The organism is Xenorhabdus sp. SGI240 (genome assembly GCF_040081915.1).
GTDB lineage: Bacteria > Pseudomonadota > Gammaproteobacteria > Enterobacterales > Enterobacteriaceae > Xenorhabdus > Xenorhabdus bakwenae.
The window spans coordinates 1-1,866 of the sequence record NZ_JBEBMB010000090.1 but is presented as its reverse complement, the minus strand read 5'-3'; the positions used below and the strand labels follow the sequence as shown (position 1 = coordinate 1,866).

Sequence of the window (1,866 nt, the reverse complement as noted above, 5' to 3'; positions counted from 1 at the left end):
CTTTATTTCATCAGACAATCTGTGTGAGCACTGCACCAAAAACTACTATCTTTCGGTAAGGAGGTGATCCAACCGCAGGTTCCCCTACGGTTACCTTGTTACGACTTCACCCCAGTCATGAATCACAAAGTGGTCAGCGCCCTCCCGAAGGTTAAGCTACCGACTTCTTTTGCAACCCACTCCCATGGTGTGACGGGCGGTGTGTACAAGGCCCGGGAACGTATTCACCGTAGCATTCTGATCTACGATTACTAGCGATTCCGACTTCATGGAGTCGAGTTGCAGACTCCAATCCGGACTACGACAGACTTTATGAGGTCCGCTTGCTCTCGCGAGGTCGCTTCTCTTTGTATCTGCCATTGTAGCACGTGTGTAGCCCTACTCGTAAGGGCCATGATGACTTGACGTCATCCCCACCTTCCTCCGGTTTATCACCGGCAGTCTCCCTTGAGTTCCCACCATCACGTGCTGGCAACAAAGGATAAGGGTTGCGCTCGTTGCGGGACTTAACCCAACATTTCACAACACGAGCTGACGACAGCCATGCAGCACCTGTCTCACGGGTCCCGAAGGCACTTCCGCATCTCTGCAGAATTCCGTGGATGTCAAGAGTAGGTAAGGTTCTTCGCGTTGCATCGAATTAAACCACATGCTCCACCGCTTGTGCGGGCCCCCGTCAATTCATTTGAGTTTTAATCTTGCGACCGTACTCCCCAGGCGGTCGATTTAACGCGTTAGCTCCGGAAGCCACAGCTCAAGGCCACAACCTCCAAATCGACATCGTTTACAGCGTGGACTACCAGGGTATCTAATCCTGTTTGCTCCCCACGCTTTCGCACCTGAGCGTCAGTCTTCGTCCAGGGGGCCGCCTTCGCCACCGGTATTCCTCCACATCTCTACGCATTTCACCGCTACACGTGGAATTCTACCCCCCTCTACGAGACTCTAGTCAACCAGTCTTAGATGCCATTCCCGGGTTAAGCCCGGGGATTTCACATCTAACTTAATTGACCGCCTGCGTGCGCTTTACGCCCAGTAATTCCGATTAACGCTTGCACCCTCCGTATTACCGCGGCTGCTGGCACGGAGTTAGCCGGTGCTTCTTCTGTGGGTAACGTCAATCACAGGGTGTATTCAACCCTGCGCCTTCCTCCCCACTGAAAGTACTTTACAACCCGAAGGCCTTCTTCATACACGCGGCATGGCTGCATCAGGCTTGCGCCCATTGTGCAATATTCCCCACTGCTGCCTCCCGTAGGAGTCTGGGCCGTGTCTCAGTCCCAGTGTGGCTGGTCATCCTCTCAGACCAGCTAGGGATCGTCGCCTAGGTGAGCCATTACCCCACCTACTAGCTAATCCCATCTGGGTTCATCCGATGGTGTGAGGCCCGAAGGTCCCCCACTTTGCTCTCTCGAGGTTATGCGGTATTAGCCACCGTTTCCAGTGGTTATCCCCCTCCATCGGGCAGATCCCCAGACATTACTCACCCGTCCGCCGCTCGCCGGCAAAGAAGCAAGCTTCTTCCCGCTGCCGCCCGACTTGCATGTGTTAGGCCTGCCGCCAGCGTTCAATCTGAGCCATGATCAAACTCTTCAATTAAAGTGTTTGATGCTCAAAGAATTCTGACTGTTCGTTCATAATGAATTAACTGTTCAGTCACTCTTCAAGACTTTTTTAATCTTTTTCGCCTTTCGGCGTCAGATAGTGTCTTGTGAGTGCCCACACAGATTGTCTGATTAATTTGTTAAAGAGCGTTGGCAACCGGAAGTACCTTCCGGGTTGCGAGGCTGCGTATCTTACGCTTTTCGCCTCGAGAGTCAAGCGATTATTTTCGCTTTTCTCTCACTGTCCTTCGCGGCCTGTTTC

The 1,866-nt window shown here is 52.8% G+C and carries 1 rRNA gene; it reads right to left on the bottom strand.

The window, feature by feature from the left end:
• Positions 1 to 56 precede the first annotated feature (56 nt).
• A 16S ribosomal RNA gene (locus ABLA76_RS15715) occupies positions 57 to 1,599 on the bottom strand.
• Positions 1,600 to 1,866: the final 267 nt, after the last annotated feature.